General features: G+C 70.4%; 17 protein-coding genes. 11 read left to right on the top strand and 6 right to left on the bottom strand.

The window, feature by feature from the left end; genetic code table 11:
• Positions 1 to 3: 3 nt before the first annotated feature.
• From ybeY to ACH4G3_RS07910, 5 genes are all read left to right on the top strand, one after another.
• A complete protein-coding gene (ybeY, locus tag ACH4G3_RS07930; RefSeq protein WP_020270521.1) occupies positions 4 to 501 on the top strand; it encodes an rRNA maturation RNase YbeY in 498 nt (165 codons plus the stop codon).
• Positions 502 to 509: 8 nt separating this feature from the next.
• Entirely contained in the window at positions 510 to 1,814 is a 1,305-nt protein-coding gene (locus ACH4G3_RS07925; protein WP_397623674.1) for a hemolysin family protein, read from the top strand.
• A complete protein-coding gene (locus ACH4G3_RS07920) occupies positions 1,811 to 2,170 on the top strand; it encodes an MmcQ/YjbR family DNA-binding protein (RefSeq protein WP_397623673.1) in 360 nt (119 codons plus the stop codon). Before ACH4G3_RS07925 ends, ACH4G3_RS07920 begins: the two co-directional genes overlap by 4 nt.
• 20 nt (positions 2,171 to 2,190) lie before the next feature.
• Positions 2,191 to 2,544: a cytidine deaminase gene (locus ACH4G3_RS07915; protein ID WP_397623672.1), complete on the top strand. Its 354-nt coding sequence runs from the start codon at positions 2,191 to 2,193 to the stop codon at positions 2,542 to 2,544.
• 182 nt (positions 2,545 to 2,726) lie between these two features.
• Positions 2,727 to 3,203, top strand: coding sequence for a hypothetical protein (locus ACH4G3_RS07910; RefSeq protein ID WP_397623671.1), 477 nt, complete (start codon positions 2,727 to 2,729; stop codon positions 3,201 to 3,203).
• 22 nt (positions 3,204 to 3,225) lie between these two features.
• On the opposite strand, the gene ACH4G3_RS07905 is transcribed toward ACH4G3_RS07910, so the two are convergent.
• Positions 3,226 to 3,564: a P-II family nitrogen regulator gene (locus tag ACH4G3_RS07905; RefSeq protein ID WP_397617982.1), complete on the bottom strand. Its 339-nt coding sequence runs from the start codon at positions 3,562 to 3,564 to the stop codon at positions 3,226 to 3,228.
• Positions 3,561 to 4,871 carry an ammonium transporter gene (locus tag ACH4G3_RS07900; protein ID WP_397623670.1) on the bottom strand — a complete coding sequence of 437 codons (1,311 nt, stop codon included), beginning with the start codon at positions 4,869 to 4,871 and terminating at the stop codon, positions 3,561 to 3,563. Before ACH4G3_RS07900 ends, ACH4G3_RS07905 begins: the two co-directional genes overlap by 4 nt.
• 172 nt (positions 4,872 to 5,043) lie before the next feature.
• Between ACH4G3_RS07900 and era the strand changes: the two genes are divergently transcribed.
• Complete coding sequence (gene era / locus ACH4G3_RS07895) at positions 5,044 to 6,006, top strand: GTPase Era (RefSeq protein WP_354735727.1); 963 nt, start codon at positions 5,044 to 5,046, stop codon at positions 6,004 to 6,006.
• A 14-nt stretch (positions 6,007 to 6,020) separates the two neighbouring features.
• On the opposite strand, the gene ACH4G3_RS07890 is transcribed toward era, so the two are convergent.
• On the bottom strand, positions 6,021 to 6,467 hold the full coding sequence (locus ACH4G3_RS07890; protein WP_397623669.1) for an ATP-binding protein: 447 nt from the start codon (positions 6,465 to 6,467) through the stop codon (positions 6,021 to 6,023).
• 248 nt (positions 6,468 to 6,715) lie between these two features.
• On the opposite strand from ACH4G3_RS07890, the gene ACH4G3_RS07885 reads away from it, so the two are divergent.
• From ACH4G3_RS07885 to ACH4G3_RS07875, 3 genes are read left to right on the top strand one after another with little or no spacing between them, the layout of a single operon-like run.
• Positions 6,716 to 7,588: a helix-turn-helix domain-containing protein gene (locus ACH4G3_RS07885; protein ID WP_397623668.1), complete on the top strand. Its 873-nt coding sequence runs from the start codon at positions 6,716 to 6,718 to the stop codon at positions 7,586 to 7,588.
• Positions 7,585 to 7,845, top strand: a complete 261-nt coding sequence (locus ACH4G3_RS07880) for a DUF397 domain-containing protein (protein WP_354735721.1) — start codon at positions 7,585 to 7,587, stop codon at positions 7,843 to 7,845. The genes ACH4G3_RS07885 and ACH4G3_RS07880 overlap by 4 nt, the downstream gene beginning before the upstream one ends.
• 59 nt (positions 7,846 to 7,904) lie before the next feature.
• Entirely contained in the window at positions 7,905 to 8,717 is an 813-nt protein-coding gene (locus ACH4G3_RS07875) for an SAM-dependent methyltransferase (protein ID WP_397623667.1), read from the top strand.
• Here ACH4G3_RS07875 and ACH4G3_RS07870 read toward each other — a convergent pair.
• The 3 genes from ACH4G3_RS07870 to ACH4G3_RS07860 are packed head-to-tail and all read right to left on the bottom strand — an operon-like array spanning position 8,707 to position 11,436.
• Complete coding sequence (locus tag ACH4G3_RS07870; protein ID WP_397623666.1) at positions 8,707 to 10,029, bottom strand: GH1 family beta-glucosidase; 1,323 nt, start codon at positions 10,027 to 10,029, stop codon at positions 8,707 to 8,709. The two genes, ACH4G3_RS07875 and ACH4G3_RS07870, sit on opposite strands and share 11 nt — an antisense overlap.
• Positions 10,030 to 10,087: 58 nt before the next feature.
• Positions 10,088 to 10,354 carry a protealysin inhibitor emfourin gene (locus ACH4G3_RS07865; protein ID WP_354735715.1) on the bottom strand — a complete coding sequence of 89 codons (267 nt, stop codon included), beginning with the start codon at positions 10,352 to 10,354 and terminating at the stop codon, positions 10,088 to 10,090.
• A 20-nt stretch (positions 10,355 to 10,374) separates the two neighbouring features.
• Positions 10,375 to 11,436, bottom strand: coding sequence for a M4 family metallopeptidase (locus ACH4G3_RS07860; RefSeq protein ID WP_397623665.1), 1,062 nt, complete (start codon positions 11,434 to 11,436; stop codon positions 10,375 to 10,377).
• 319 nt (positions 11,437 to 11,755) lie between these two features.
• Here ACH4G3_RS07860 and leuA point away from each other — a divergent pair, with 319 nt between their 5' ends.
• Both leuA and ACH4G3_RS07850 read left to right on the top strand, forming a co-directional pair.
• The gene (leuA, locus tag ACH4G3_RS07855) at positions 11,756 to 13,477 is read left to right on the top strand and encodes a 2-isopropylmalate synthase (protein WP_397623664.1); all 1,722 of its coding nucleotides are present in this window, start codon (positions 11,756 to 11,758) and stop codon (positions 13,475 to 13,477) included.
• Between the two features lie 186 nt (positions 13,478 to 13,663).
• Positions 13,664 to 14,362: a tellurite resistance TerB family protein gene (locus ACH4G3_RS07850; protein ID WP_397617990.1), complete on the top strand. Its 699-nt coding sequence runs from the start codon at positions 13,664 to 13,666 to the stop codon at positions 14,360 to 14,362.
• Positions 14,363 to 14,386: the final 24 nt, after the last annotated feature.

Raw genomic sequence — 14,386 nt, 5'->3', positions numbered from 1 at the left:
ACCATGTCGATCGACGTCAACAACGAGTCCGGCACCGAGGTCGACGAGCAGGCGATCCTCGACATCGCCCGCTACGCGCTCGCGCGGATGCGCATCCACCCGCTCTCCGAGCTCTCGGTGATCGTCGTGGACGCCGACGCCATGGAGCAGCTCCACATCCAGTGGATGGACCTGCCGGGCCCCACGGATGTCATGTCCTTCCCGATGGACGAGCTGCGCCCGCCGTCCAAGGACGACGACGAGCCGCCGCAGGGGCTGCTCGGCGACATCGTGCTGTGCCCCGAGGTGGCGGAGAAGCAGGGCAGGGAAGCGGACACGCAGCACTCCATGGACGAGGAGCTCCAGCTCCTCACCGTCCACGGCGTGCTGCACCTGCTCGGCTACGACCACGAGGAACCGGACGAGAAGGCCGAGATGTTCGGCCTCCAGGCGGCCATCGTGGACGGCTGGCGCGCGGAGCGGGGCCTGACCGGCCCGTCCCCGGCGCCGACGGTCTCGTAACGCCGCCGATGACTCCGCAACTCGCCCTGGGTGCGGTCGCCTTGGTCGTCGTGGCCTGGTTCTTCGCCTGCGCGGAGGCGGGCCTCGCGCGCGTCTCCAGCTTCCGCGCGGAGGAGGCCGTGCGCTCCGGGCGCCGGGGCAGCGCCAAGCTCTCCCAGGTCGCCGCCGACCCGACCCGCTATCTGAACGTGGCGCTGCTGGTCCGCGTCGCCTGCGAGATGGCCGCCGCCGCGCTGATCACGTACGGCTGCCTGATGGAGTTCGACAACACGACCGAGGCCCTCCTGATCGCCATCGCGGTCATGGTCCTCGTGTCGTACGTCGCCGTCGGCGTCTCCCCGCGCACCATCGGCCGCCAGCACCCGCTGAACACGGCGACGCTCTCGGCGTACGTCCTGGTGCCGCTGGCCCGGATCATGGGCCCGATCCCGTCGCTGCTGATCCTCATCGGCAACGCGCTCACCCCCGGCAAGGGCTTCCGCCGGGGCCCCTTCGCCTCCGAGGCGGAGCTGCGCGCGCTGGTCGACCTCGCCGAGAAGGAGTCGCTCATCGAGGACGAGGAGCGCCGCATGGTGCACTCGGTCTTCGAGCTGGGCGACACCCTCGTCCGCGAGGTGATGGTCCCGCGCACGGACCTGGTGGTCATCGAGCGCTACAAGACCATCCGCCAGGCCCTCACCCTCGCCCTGCGCTCCGGCTTCTCGCGGATCCCGGTGACCGGCGAGAGCGAGGACGACATCGTCGGGATCGTGTACCTGAAGGACCTGGTCCGCAAGACGCACATCAGCCGCGACGCCGAGTCCGAGCAGGTGTCCACGGCGATGCGCCCCGCGTTCTTCGTGCCCGACACCAAGAACGCGGGCGACCTGCTGCGCGAGATGCAGAAGGAACGCAACCACGTCGCCGTCGCCGTCGACGAGTACGGCGGCACCGCCGGCATCGTCACCATCGAGGACATCCTCGAGGAGATCGTCGGCGAGATCACCGACGAGTACGACCGCGAACTGCCGCCGGTGGAGGACCTCGGCAAGGACCGCCACCGGGTCACCGCCCGCCTGGACATCGGCGACCTGGGCGAGTTGTACGGCCTGGAGGCGTTCGACGACGAGGACGTCGAGACGGTCGGCGGTCTGCTGGCGAAGGCGCTCGGCCGGGTACCCATCGCCGGTGCGTCGTCCGTCGTCGGCCTCCCGGACGGCCGGGAACTGCGCCTGACCGCGGAGGCCGCGGCCGGCCGCCGGAACAAGATCGTGACGGTGCTGGTGGAGCCGGTGGACCCGGCGGATCCCCCTGAGGAGGAGAAGCCGGAATGACCCCGCAGGAACTGCGCGCGTTCTGCCTGTCGTTCAACGCGGCGGTCGAGGACTTCCCGTTCAGCCCGGAGGTCTCGGTCTTCAAGGTCCAGGGCAAGCTCTTCGCCCTGTCGCACCTCGACGCGCGTCCCCTGAAGGTCAACCTCAAGTGCGACCCGGACGACGCGATCCGGCTGCGCCGCGAGCACGAGGGGCTCATCGTCCCCGGCTGGCACATGAACAAGCGGCACTGGAACACGGTCACCTGCGACGGGGGACTCCCGGACCGGCTGGTCCGCGAGCTCGTCGAGGACTCCTACGACCTCGTCGTGGCGGGCCTGCCGCGAGCGGACCGCCTGCGCCTCGACCGGCCCTGACGCTTACGTATGCTCGGATCATGACCGACAGCAGCGCGCTCGACCCCGAGGACCGCAAGATCGTCACCCTGGCCCGTTCCGCACGGGCCCGCAACGGCGTGCCCGAGGGGGCGGCCGTACGGGACGAGACCGGACGTACGTATGTCGCGGGGACCGTGGCCCTCGACTCCCTGAAGCTCAGTGCCCTCCGGACGGCCGTGGCGATGGCGGTGGCCTCGGGCGCCACGTCGCTGGAGGCGGCCGCGGTCGTGACGGAGGCGGAGACGGCGTCCGCCGATGACCGGGCGGCGGTACGGGACCTCGGTGGGGCCGGGACGCCGGTGCTGATCGCCGGGCCGGACGGGACGGTTCGAGCCACGCTGACCGCCGGCTGAGGCGTTGGCCGAACTTCGCTGTAACCGGCGGTAATTAGGCGTGATTTCAACCTTGCCGCCGTCTGCCCCGGACGCATCAATGGAACCATCAGTTCCGACGGACCGTCAGGTTCGGCTCTCGGCAGTGTGTCCGCATCCACGTGCCGAGCGGTCCCCCCACACGGAAAGGGAACCGTAATTCCATGAGATGCAAGCGAATCGCAGCAGGCGCGGCCCTGGCGGCCGGGGCCTTCGCGGTCACCGGGCTCGCCTTCGCCCCCGCCGCACTAGCCGTCACCCCACAGACGGCGACGATCAGCGCCGACTGCGGCACCTTCGGCAGTGGCGAGGCCACGCTCACGGCCACGCAGGACGGCACCGCCGCCACCGTCACCGTCAAGTCCTCCGCGATCACCGCGCCGATCGCCCTCGGCGAGGACTCGATCGCGTCCACCCTCACCCTGGTGAAGTCCGGCGGCGGCACCGTCGACTTCACCGGCACGGAGAACCCGGCGATGTCCGCCGGCGCACCCGTCGAGGTCGGCCCCCTCAGCGGCACCGTGGCCTCCGGCGACAGCCTGGAGGCCTTCGGCGGCTCGCTGAAGATGACCGTCTTCGGGATCACCATCACCTGCACGGCGACCGGGCCGCAGTCGCCGGGCCCGTTCGTGTTCGACTGATCCCGGCCGGGCCGGGCGCGACCTACAGCGCGTCCGGCCCGCGTTCGCCCGTGCGCACCCGCACGATCGTGTCCACGGGCAGCGCCCACACCTTGCCGTCGCCGATCTTGCCGGTGTGCGCGGCCTTCACGATCGCGTCGATGACGGCCTCGGCGTCCGCGTCCTCGACGACGACCTCGATCCGGACCTTCGGCACCAGGTCGACCTGGTACTCGGCGCCGCGGTACACCTCGGTGTGGCCGCGCTGCCGGCCGTAGCCGCTGGCCTCGCTCACGGTCAGACCCTGCACGCCGAGTTCCTGCAGGGCGTTCTTGATCTCGTCGAGGCGGTACGGCTTGACGATCGCGGTGATGAGCTTCATGCCTGGGGGGTGACCTTCTGGGCGGGGGAGACGACGGAGGAGGAGACCGGGGCGCCGTGGCCCAGGACCCCGTGATCGTAGGCCGTCTCGGCGTGCACCGTAAGGTCCAGGCCCGTCTGCTCCTGCTCCTCGCTCGCGCGCAAGCCCATCGTGGCGTCGATCAGCTTGCCGATCCCGTACGTCACACCGAACGCGTACACGGCCACCACGACCACGGCCACCAGCTGCTTGCCGAGCTGGCCGAGGCCGCCGCCGTAGAGGAGGCCCTCGGCGCCGCCCGTCATCGACTCGACGGCGAAGACGCCGATGAGGAGCGTGCCGATGACGCCGCCGACCAGGTGGACGCCGACGACGTCCAGGGAGTCGTCGTAGTTCAGCTTGAACTTCCAGCTCACCGCGTACGAGCAGACGACACCGGCGGTGAGGCCGACGACCAGCGCGCCGAGCAGCGAGACGGACCCGCAGGACGGGGTGATGGCGACCAGACCGGCGACCGCGCCGGACGCGGCGCCCAGGGTCGTGGGGTGGCCGTCGCGCTTCTGCTCCACGAAGAGCCAGCCGAGCAGGCCGGTGCAGCCCGCGGCGAGGGTGTTGAGGAACGCGGCGGCCGCGAGGCCGTTGGCGCCGAGGGCGGACCCGGCGTTGAAGCCGAACCAGCCGAACCAGAGCAGACCGGCGCCCAGCATCACCATGGGCAGGTTGTGCGGGCGCATGGCGTCCTTCTTGAAGCCCAGTCGCGGGCCCAGGACCAGGCACAACGCCAGGCCCGAGGCACCGGAGACGATCTCCACGGGCAGTCCGCCGGCGAAGTCCAGGGCGCCGAGCTTCTCCAGGATCCAGCCGCCCGGGCCCCAGACCCAGTGCGCGACCGGAACGTATACGAGCAGCGCCCACACCGGCACGAAGACCAGCCACGCCCCGAACTTCGCCCGGTCGGCGACCGCGCCGCTGACCAGGGCGGCCGTGATGATCGCGAAGGTGAGCTGGAAGGTGGCGAAGAGGAGGGTGGGGACCGTCCCCTGGAGACTGTCCGGCCCGAGGCCGCTCATGCCCGCGTGGTCGAGGCCGCCGATGAGCCCGCCCGCGGTGTCCTCGCCGAAGGCGAGGGAGTACCCGGCGGCCAGCCACACCACGGTCACCAGGGCGATCGACACGAAGCTCATCATCAGCATGTTGAGCACGCTCTTCGTGCGGACCATGCCGCCGTAGAACAGGGCCAGACCCGGGGTCATCAGCAGGACGAGAGCGGTGGCGGCGAGCAGCCAGGCGGTGTCGCCGGTGTCGGCGCTTGCGGCGGCCAGAGGCACGGTGTCTCCAACGAGGTGGGGCTCCGGGGGCTCGTCAGAGGTTCACCGGCCTGCGTTTCCGGTTGCGTACGGGTGTGTTTCCGTGACGTTTCGTTGCTTGCGGGTTTCGTGAACCTCACGGCGCGGGCGGCCTTCGGGCGCCTGTGCGGCAGGGCTCCGTGGATCAGGGAGAATGGGCGCCATGAGCGTTCGTACCCAGTCATCCGAAGAGCCGGCCGAGGCTGTCCACAGGGCCGGCTTCGCCTGCTTCGTGGGCCGCCCCAACGCGGGCAAGTCCACCCTCACGAATGCTCTGGTCGGCCAGAAGGTGGCGATCACGGCGAACCAGCCGCAGACGACGCGGCACACCGTGCGGGGCATCGTGCACCGCCCGGACGCCCAGCTGATCCTGGTCGACACCCCGGGGCTGCACAAGCCGCGCACGCTGCTGGGCGAGCGGCTGAACGACGTCGTGCGCACGACGTGGGCCGAGGTGGACGTGATCGGCTTCTGCCTCCCGGCGAACGAGAAGCTGGGCCCCGGCGACCGCTTCATCGCGAAGGAACTGGCGTCCATCAAGAAGACGCCGAAGATCGCGATCGTCACCAAGACCGACCTGGTGGACAGCAAGACGCTCGCCGAGCAGCTCATCGCGATCGACCAGCTCGGCAAGGAGCTGGGCTTCGAGTGGGCGGAGATCGTCCCGGTGTCGGCGGTCGGCGACAAGCAGGTGGACCTGCTGGCCGACCTGCTCGTCCCGCTCCTCCCGGAGGGCCCGGCGCTCTACCCCGAAGGTGACCTCACCGACGAGCCCGAACAGGTCATGATCGCCGAGCTGATCCGCGAGGCCGCGCTGGAGGGCGTCCGGGACGAACTCCCGCACTCCATCGCCGTCGTCGTCGAGGAGATGCTCCCCCGCGAGGACCGCCCCGCCGACAAGCCCCTGCTCGACATCCACGCCTTCGTCTACATCGAGCGCCCCAGCCAGAAGGGCATCATCATCGGCCCCAAGGGCAAGCGCCTGAAGGAGGTCGGCATCAAGTCCCGCAAGCAGATCGAGGCCCTGCTGGGCACGCCGGTGTTCTTGGACCTCCACGTGAAGGTCGCGAAGGACTGGCAGCGGGATCCGCGGCAGTTGCGCAAGCTGGGGTTCTGAGGTTCCAGGGCGCGCTATAACGCCGTCGCCAGGCTCGCCCAGACCGCGTTTCCGCCGGTGAGGGGCGAGCGCGTGACTCCCCAGCTGTCGGCTATCTCGCGGACGAGCAGCAGGCCGCGGCCGCCCTCGTCGTCGAGGCCGGGGCAGCGGTCGGGGATGCCGCGGCCCGTGAGGTCGCCGTCGTGCACCTCCAGCCGGAAACGCTCCGCCGTCATCCGGCCGACGCCGCACAGGACCCACTCGCCGGACGTGTGCAGAACGGCGTTGGTCACCAGCTCGGACACCAGCAGGACGGCGTTCGCGCACACTTCCTCGGGCACCTGCCACGAGGCCAGCCGCGCCTGCGTGGCATGTCGGGCCACTCTGACGCTGGTCCGGTGGGACGGCAGCTCCAGCCAGTGCGTGCGGCCCGGGCGCACCGCGTCCAGGAACCGGGGGGTGGAAGTCGTGTGGGGGGACACGGCGTTCGCCTTCCGTGGGGGGTGGGCGCAGTCGAGGAAGGGGCGAGGCGCGAATCAGACCGTCCGGAAAGGGGAGTTGGGGGTTCCGGTGCCCTGTTCCCACAAGTAACTATGCTCGCAGAGCAGTTCACGCTGCAACCATCTGCCTGATAATTTCAGACGGAAGGTATCGCTGCTCCGGGTCGCTTGGCGGAACGATCAAGTCCCTGTCAGGCTTGCGCCGGTGACGACCCCTCGGGAGGCACGGCGTGAGCGACGCGCGATCAGGCACCGGCGCCGGCGCGCCCACCGTTCTCCGCATGATCCTGGGGCGCCGTCTCCAGGAGGCCCGGCAGACCGCGGGCCTCTCCCTCGACGAAGCCGCCAGAGCCCTGCGCGTCACGCCGCTGACCATCCGCCGCCTGGAGAAGGCCGAGGTCGGCCTGAAGATCCTCTACGTCGAGAAGCTGCTCCAGACCTATGGGGCGGAGCAGCAGGAGATCGACGAGTTCGTCACCCTGGCCGAGCGGGCCAACGAGCCCGGCTGGTGGCACCCGTACCGCGATGTGATGCCGTCCTGGTTCACCGCCTACGTCAGTCTGGAGACCGGCGCGAGAACACTGCGCACCTATGAGCCGCAGTACGTCACCGGCCTGCTCCAGACACCCGGGTACGCGCGTGCCGTGCTGCGCGGAGGCTTCCCGAACGAAAACGACGAGGACCTGCAGCGGCGCGTGGAGCTGCGGCTGCGCCGCCAGAACCTGCTCACCAAGCCGGACGCGCCCACGCTGTGGGTGGTGATGGAGGAGGCCGTGCTGCACCGGGTGGTGGGCGGCCCCGAGGTGATGCGCGAGCAGATCGACCGGCTCCTGGAGGCCTCCGAGCTGGACCACGTCAGCGTCGACATCGTGCCGTTCGAGGCGGGCGCCCACGTGGGGGCGTGCGCGCCCTTCACCTACTTCCGGTTCGAGGAGCGGGAGCTGCCCGACATCGTCTACAGCGAGATCCTCTCCGCGTCGGTCTACCTCGACCAGCGCGCCGACGTGGTGGCCCACCTGGAGGCCCACAACCGGCTGTCGCTGAAGACCTCGTCCGCGGACAGCAAGGCGCTGTTGAACCGCATGCGGAAGGAGTACTCATGACCATCGCCGAGGGCACCGTCTACAACGGGATGCCCGCATCGGACCTCGGGGAACAGGGCTGGGAACGTCCGTGGAGCGGCCCCAACGGGGGCCAGTGCGTGGAGACCAAGCAACTGGCCGACGGCCGCGTGGCGGTTCGGCAGTCGGCCGATCCCGCCGGCCCCGCGCTGATCTACACGCCCGAGGAGATCACCGCGTTCGTCGCGGGGGTCAAGCAGGGCCTCGCCGACCACCTCACGGCCCACTCGGCCCACTGAGCCCCACCGAGCCCCACCGAGCCGGATCGCACCACCACCCCCCACGAGAGGCACCCCCCATGACCCACTCGCAGGCAGCGCGGGACATCGACACCAGCAGGCCGCACTCCGCCCGCATGTACGACTACTACCTCGGCGGCAAGGATCACTTCGAGGTCGACAAGCAGGCGGCCGAGCGGGTCGCCGAGGCCTACCCCGCCATCTTCGTCTGCGCCCGCGAGAACCGGGCCTTCATGCACCGCGCCACCCGGGTCCTCGCCCGCGAGCACGGCATCCGCCAGTGGCTGGACATCGGCACCGGCATCCCCACCGAGCCCAACCTGCACCAGGTGGCCCAGTCCGTGGTCCCCGACGCCCGCGTGGTCTACGCCGACAACGACCCCCTCGTCCTCAAGTACGCCGAGCGCCTGATGCGCAGCACGTCCGAGGGCCGTACGACCTACATGGAGGCGGACGTCAACGACCCCCAGGCGCTGCTGACCGCACCCGAGCTGGCCGAGGTCCTGGACCTGAGCCGCCCGGTCGCGCTCTCCCTCAACGCCCTGATGCACTTCGTCACCGACGCCCAGGACCCGTACGGCATCGTGCGCCGGCTGCTGGACGTCCTGCCCTCGGGCAGCGCCCTGGCGCTGAGCCACTGCACGCCCGACTTCGACCCGGCCACCTGGCAGAAGGTCACCGACATCTACACCTCGGCCGGGACGCCGGTGCAGTTCCGCTCCCGGGAGGACGTCACCCGCTTCTTCGACGGGCTGGAGCTGCTCGACCCCGGTGTCACCGTCGGCCACCGCTGGCGGCCCGACGCCACCGACGGCGACGCCCCGACGGACGCCGAGGTCAGCCTGTGGACCGGGGTGGGCATCAAGCCGTAGCCCCCTGGGCCCGCAGCACCTCCCGGTACCAGCCGTACGACGACTTCGGGGTCCGCCGGAGGGTCTCGAAGTCGACGTGGACCAGGCCGAAGCGGCGTGCGTAGCCCTCCGCCCACTCGAAGTTGTCGAGCAGGGACCACACGAAGTAGCCGCGCACGTCGACGCCCGCCTCCAGCGCCCGGTGCAGGGCCCGGATGTGGCCGTCCAGGTAGGCGATGCGGTCCTGGTCGTCGACGTCCGGGTACGAGCAGCCGTTCTCGGTGATGACGACGGGCGGGAGCCGGTCGCCGTAGCGGTCGCGGAAGGCGGTGAGGAGCTCGGTCAGGCCCTCGGGCACCACCGGCCAGCCGAAGTCGGTGACCGGGTGCCCCGTGATCTCCCGGACCGAGAAGGGGAGCTCGGCGGGCATGGCGACGCCGCCGAAGGTGATGTCGGTGCCCTGCGGAGCGCCCACCCGCGTCGGCGCGTAGTAGTTGACGCCGTACCAGTCGAGCGGCTCGGCGATCACCTCCAGGTCGGCCTCGACGTCCCCCGGCATCAGCTCGCCGATGCCGTCCGGGTAGCGGCCCAGCAGCAGCGGGTCCGCGAACAGGCGGTTCAGCAGCACGTCGTAGAACTCGGCCGCCTCCACGTCCGCCGCCTCGGTCGACGCCGCCCAGGTCGGGCCGTGCGAGTTGGCGATGCCGATGTCCGTGGCGCCCGAGGCGCGCAGGGCCCGGACGGCCAGGCCGTGGGCCAGCAGCTGGTGGTGGGCGGCCGGGAGCGCGTCGAACAGCAGCTGCCTGCCCGGCGCGTGCACACCCAGGGCATGGCCCAGCAGGGTGTGTTCGGCGGGCTCGTTGAGAGTGATCCACTTGGTCACCCGGTCCCCGAGGCGTCCGGCGACCAGCGAGACGTACTCGGCGAAACGCGCGGCCGTGTCCCGCTCCAGCCAGTCGAGGTCCGCCGGCAGGTCCCAGTGGAACAGGGTCGGCACCGGGCGGACGCCCGCCGCGCACAGGTCGTCCACCAGCCGGTCGTAGAAGTCCAGGCCCTTCTCGGAGCGCACCCGCGGCCAGGAGACCGAGAAGCGGTAGGCGTTCACGCCGAGGCCGGCCAGCAGGGCCACGTCCTCGCGGTGGCGGTGGTAGTGGTCGCAGGCCACCGCCGCCGTCGAGCCGTCCTTCACCCGGCCCCGCTCGGCCGTGAAGGCGTCCCACACGGACGGCTCGCGCTCGTCCGCCGCGCCCTCGATCTGGTGCGCCGAGGTCGACACGCCCCAGAGGAAGCCGGCCGGGAAGCGGGGGATCGGATTGCCTGCGTCAGTCGCCATGCGCTGGATCATCCGTACCGGTGGTAACGGAAGTCAACAGGCCGCCGCGGAGGAGCTGTTACGCCCCTTCCTTGAGCACCCGCGAGATCAGCTTCCGCTGTTCGTCCGTCAGCCGCGGGTCGGCCGCGTACACCGTCTTCCCGTCCACGGTGATCTGGTAGCTGAACCCGTCCGGAACCCCGATCGGCGGCGTGTGCCGGCCGGCGGCGACCGCCTTCTCGGCCAGGGCGTGCCATTCGGGGGCATCGGGGCGGCCGGAGGTGTCCACCTCGGCATGCCGCTCGATGCCCGCGAACCCGCCCGTGCGCCTCACCTGAATACGCATGGCACCTGTCTAGTACGGAACTACAGGGTCCGCACCCCGACCTGCTCCCAGGCCTTCGACACGGCGTCCAGCTCCTCCCCGTCGCCGAACCGCTCCCGCGCGGCCTTGACGGTGAGCGTGGCGAAGTCGGCGAACATCGCCTGCTGCTTCAGCTCGCCGCCGGTCAGCACGTCGTACCAGATCAGCCCCGCGCGCTCCCAGGCGTGGCCGCCGAGGGCCGTGGCCGCCAGGTAGAAGGCGTGGTTCGGGATGCCCGAGTTGATGTGGACACCGCCGTTGTCGCGGCCGGTGCGCACGAAGTCGTCCATCGTGGCCGGCTGCGGGTCCTTGCCCAGGACGTCGTCGTCGTACGCGGTGCCGGGCTCCTTCATGGAGCGCAGTGCCTTGCCCGTCACCCGCGGGGCGAGCAGGCCCGCGCCGATCAGCCAGTCGGCCTCGGCGGCGGTCTGGCCGAGCGTGTACTGCTTGATGAGCGAGCCGAAGACGTCCGACACGGACTCGTTCAGCGCGCCGGGCTGGCCGAAGTAGGTGAGGTTGGCCGTGTACTGCGTGACGCCGTGGACGAGTTCGTGGCCGATGACGTCGATCGGGATGGTGAAGTCGAGGAAGATCTCCCCGTCCCCGTCGCCGAACACCATCTGCTCGCCGTTCCAGAAGGCGTTGTTGTAGTCGCGGTCGTAGTGCACCGTCGCGTTCAGCGGGAGGCCGCTGCCGTCGATCGAGTCGCGCTGGTACGCCTTCAGGAGCAGCTCGAAGGTGGCGCCGAGACCGGCGTAGGCGCGGTTGACCGTGGCGTCCTTGCCGGGCTTGTCGCCCTCGCCGCGGACCTTGTGGCCGGGCAGGTCGGTGCCGTGCCGGGCGTCGTGGACGGTGCGCTGCGGCTTGCCGTCGGCGACCGCGGCGACGGCGGTGGCGCCGATGACCGTGGTGAGGCGGCGCTGGGTGCGCTCGAAGGCGTCGCGCTGCAGGGTGCGGCGGGCGGGTCCGGCGAGCGCGGGGTCCTCGGCCTGGGCGAGCTTGTCGAGGACATGGGGCGGAACGATGGTGCAGAAGACGGGCTCGAAGCCCCCGTGAGTCGTCATGCCCGGCACCCTTGCACTGCGTGACGGGGCTGTCACTAGTCGCCACCATGATTGGTGAAATACGGGGACAAGGACACTCACGCTCCGTGGCGAAGTGGTATAGCGCACTTTTTGTCCCGTATGCGCGCCCGGTCCCGCATACTGATACGGACCCGCGCACCCGGAGGGCCTCGGCTAGCATGCTGCGCATCATGCGTTTCGGGCTGCTTCTCCTTAGCTGCCGCGGCGAGGGCCTGTAGTCGAGGCCGACTCCCTCCCCGCGGAGCTTGGTGCTGCGTCGTCGGCCGTCCTTCCGGACACTCTGAGGAGCCCCCGCATCATGGCGAACCGCCAGCAGCCCAGTTCCATGCCGATCCACAAGTACGGCCGCTACGAGCAGGTCGACATCCCGGACCGCACCTGGCCGGACAAGCGCATCACCACCGCCCCCCGCTGGCTCTCCACGGACCTGCGTGACGGCAACCAGGCCCTGATCGACCCCATGTCGCCCGCCCGCAAGCGCGCGATGTTCGATCTGCTGGTCAAGATGGGCTACAAGGAGATCGAGGTCGGCTTCCCGGCGTCGGGCCAGACGGACTTCGACTTCGTACGGTCGATCATCGAGGAGCCGGGGGCCATCCCGGACGACGTCACCATCTCGGTGCTGACCCAGGCCCGCGAGGACCTGATCGAGCGCACGGTGGAGTCGCTGAAGGGCGCCAAGCGCGCGACCGTCCACCTCTACAACGCCACCGCCCCCGTCTTCCGCCGGGTCGTCTTCCGGGGCTCCAAGGACGACATCAAGCAGATCGCCGTCGACGGCACGCGGCTGGTCATGGAGTACGCGGAGAAGCTGCTGGGCCCGGAGACCGAGTTCGGCTACCAGTACAGCCCCGAGATCTTCACCGACACCGAGCTGGACTTCGCGCTGGAGGTCTGCGAGGCGGTCATGGACGTCTGGCAGCCCGGCCCGGGCCGCGAGATCATCCTCAACCTGCCCGCCACGGTGGAGCGTTCGACCCCCTCGACCCACGCGGACCGCTTCGAGTGGATGGGCCGCAACCTCTCCCGCCGCGAGCACGTCTGCATCTCCGTCCACCCGCACAACGACCGCGGCACGGCCGTCGCCGCCGCCGAGCTGGCCCTGATGGCCGGCGCCGACCGCGTCGAGGGCTGCCTGTTCGGGCAGGGCGAGCGCACCGGCAACGTCGACCTGGTCACCCTGGGCATGAACCTGTTCTCCCAGGGTGTCGACCCGCAGATCGACTTCTCCGACATCGACGAGATCCGTCGTACGTGGGAGTACTGCAACCAGATGGAGGTCCACCCGCGCCACCCGTACGTGGGCGACCTGGTCTACACGTCCTTCTCCGGCTCCCACCAGGACGCCATCAAGAAGGGCTTCGACGCCATGGAGGCCGACGCGAAGGCCAAGGGCGTCACCGTCGACGACATCGAGTGGGCGGTGCCGTACCTGCCGATCGACCCGAAGGACGTCGGCCGCTCCTACGAGGCGGTCATCCGGGTCAACTCGCAGTCCGGCAAGGGCGGTATCGCGTACGTCCTGAAGAACGACCACAAGCTGGAACTGCCCCGCCGGATGCAGATCGAGTTCTCGAAGATCATCCAGGCGAAGACGGACGCCGAGGGCGGCGAGGTCACGCCGAAGGACATCTGGGCGACCTTCCGGGACGAGTACCTGCCCAACCCCGAGAACCCGTGGGGCCGGATCCAGGTCAAGAACAACCAGTCGACGACCGACACCGACGGCGTGGACACGCTGACGGTGGAGGCCACGGTCGACGGCCAGGACACCGTCCTGACCGGCTCCGGCAACGGTCCGATCTCCGCCTTCTTCGACGCGCTCCAGTCCGTCGGCATCGACGTACGCCTGCTGGACTACCAGGAGCACACGATGAGCGAGGGCGCCTCCGCGCTGGCCGCCTCCTACATCGAATGCGCGATCGACGACAAGGTCCTGTGGGGGATCGGAATCGACGCGAACACCACGCGGGCCTCGCTGAAGGCGGTCGTCTCGGCCGTCAACCGCGCAACTCGCTGACCAGCCCTGTAGGCGGTTTGAGGGCTCCGTCCGCTGATGTCCGGCGGACGGAGCCCCGTCGCATACCGGCCAATCCCTGTGAGGGTCACGGAAAGGTCTCCTCCGGGGTACTGACTCCTCCTCACGGATGTGGCTAACATCACGCAAGCGCGGCGACGCTGCCGTGCGGCGTGACGGAGGTGCGACGTGCTGCCAGGACGGGGACGAAACGGCCATGCCGCCAGGCTTTCGAGCATCCTGGGCACCCGTACCGCGTGGACGCCCACCGGTGACGGGGAGTTCTTCTGCCCCGGCTGCGGCGGCGACCGCAACTACCAGCGGCTGACCGGACAACGCCGCTTCACCCTGCTGGGCCTGCCCGTGCTGCCGCGCGGCGAGACCGGCCCGGTCGTGGAGTGCGCCGCCTGCCGCCGCCACTTCGGCACGGACGTCCTCGACCATCCGACCACCACCCGCTTCTCCGCGATGCTCCGCGACGCCGTGCACACCGTCGCCCTCGCGGTGCTGGCCGCGGGCGGCACCGGTTCCCGTACGGCGCTGGAGGCCGCGGTGCTCGCCGTGCGCGCGGCCGGCTTCGACGACTGCACGGAGGAACAGCTGGCCGCCCTCGTGGAGGCGCTGGAGGCGGACACCGGCCGGATCACCGGGGAGCCCTGCGGTGCGGGGCTGGCCATAGAGCTGCACGAGGCGCTGGACCCGCTCGCCCCGCACCTCGCCACGGTCGGCCGCGAATCGGTCCTGCTCCAGGGCGCGCGCATCGCCCTGGCGGACGGGCCCTACACACCGGCCGAACGGGACGTGCTCGCGACGGTGGGGGCGGCGCTCACCATCTGCTCGGACGACGTGACACGGGTGATGGCGGCGGCTGCGCGTACGCCCTCGTAGAAGCGCCCCTGCCGGGCACCCCCG

Origin of the sequence: Streptomyces afghaniensis, assembly GCF_044327915.1 — a bacterium.
Lineage (GTDB): Bacteria > Actinomycetota > Actinomycetes > Streptomycetales > Streptomycetaceae > Streptomyces > Streptomyces afghaniensis.
This window is presented reverse-complemented; position numbering and strand designations above follow the sequence as displayed.

Coding starts and splice junctions, on each gene's coding strand:
- leuA (WP_397623664.1), top strand. CDS start 11,756: ATGGCGAACCGCCAGCAGCCCAGTTCCATGCCGATCCACAAGTACGGC.
- ACH4G3_RS07875 (WP_397623667.1), top strand. CDS start 7,905: ATGACCCACTCGCAGGCAGCGCGGGACATCGACACCAGCAGGCCGCAC.
- ybeY (WP_020270521.1), top strand. CDS start 4: ATGTCGATCGACGTCAACAACGAGTCCGGCACCGAGGTCGACGAGCAG.
- ACH4G3_RS07920 (WP_397623673.1), top strand. CDS start 1,811: ATGACCCCGCAGGAACTGCGCGCGTTCTGCCTGTCGTTCAACGCGGCG.
- ACH4G3_RS07905 (WP_397617982.1), bottom strand. CDS start 3,564: ATGAAGCTCATCACCGCGATCGTCAAGCCGTACCGCCTCGACGAGATC.
- ACH4G3_RS07860 (WP_397623665.1), bottom strand. CDS start 11,436: ATGACGACTCACGGGGGCTTCGAGCCCGTCTTCTGCACCATCGTTCCG.
- era (WP_354735727.1), top strand. CDS start 5,044: ATGGGCGCCATGAGCGTTCGTACCCAGTCATCCGAAGAGCCGGCCGAG.
- ACH4G3_RS07915 (WP_397623672.1), top strand. CDS start 2,191: ATGACCGACAGCAGCGCGCTCGACCCCGAGGACCGCAAGATCGTCACC.
- ACH4G3_RS07880 (WP_354735721.1), top strand. CDS start 7,585: ATGACCATCGCCGAGGGCACCGTCTACAACGGGATGCCCGCATCGGAC.
- ACH4G3_RS07925 (WP_397623674.1), top strand. CDS start 510: ATGACTCCGCAACTCGCCCTGGGTGCGGTCGCCTTGGTCGTCGTGGCC.
- ACH4G3_RS07870 (WP_397623666.1), bottom strand. CDS start 10,029: ATGGCGACTGACGCAGGCAATCCGATCCCCCGCTTCCCGGCCGGCTTC.
- ACH4G3_RS07865 (WP_354735715.1), bottom strand. CDS start 10,354: ATGCGTATTCAGGTGAGGCGCACGGGCGGGTTCGCGGGCATCGAGCGG.
- ACH4G3_RS07910 (WP_397623671.1), top strand. CDS start 2,727: ATGAGATGCAAGCGAATCGCAGCAGGCGCGGCCCTGGCGGCCGGGGCC.